The sequence below is a fragment of the Mesorhizobium sp. M5C.F.Ca.ET.164.01.1.1 genome (genome assembly GCF_004792125.1).
Lineage (GTDB): Bacteria > Pseudomonadota > Alphaproteobacteria > Rhizobiales > Rhizobiaceae > Mesorhizobium > Mesorhizobium wenxiniae.
In genome coordinates this window covers 1-397 of sequence record NZ_SRTG01000163.1, presented here as the reverse complement: position 1 = coordinate 397, position 397 = coordinate 1, and the positions used below count along the sequence as shown (strand labels likewise).

The 397-nt window shown below is 61.0% G+C and carries 1 protein-coding gene and 1 pseudogene; both read right to left on the bottom strand.

What is annotated here, in order from left to right; translation table 11 throughout:
- A partial coding sequence (locus EN807_RS32930) for a four helix bundle protein (protein WP_135937968.1) occupies window positions 1–189 on the bottom strand: 189 nt, incomplete at its 3' end.
- Window positions 190–240: 51 nt separating this feature from the next.
- Window positions 241–397, bottom strand: a pseudogene (locus EN807_RS32925) (PD40 domain-containing protein); the annotation flags it as partial.

Sequence of the window (397 nt, the reverse complement as noted above, 5' to 3'; positions counted from 1 at the left end):
CTTGGCAAAGCCCTCAGCCAAGTTGGCGCAGATGGCCTTGCTCGAGCGACGCAACTGATCGGCTAGCGCGTATTGCTCGATCCTCGGAAACGCCAACGTGGCTTTGTGAATTTCAAGAGAAACTGCGTACGCCCGCTTATAGACCTCCAGGTCCCTTGCACGTCCAACGTAGCTTCCCCGCTTCTCCATTTCTTCAGTTCTTCAATTCTCCAATTCCCCAATTCCCCAATTCCCTCCCCCTCACTCCAGCAGCGGCGACCAGGCCGGGTCGGACGCGAAGTTCGAGGTCGGGATCGACTGCTCGTTGCGGCCGGTGAGGTCGACCGAAACCAGCTTCGGGCCGCCGGCTGAGTCGCGGAAGAACATCAGCGCGCGGCCGTTGGGCGCCCAGGTCGGC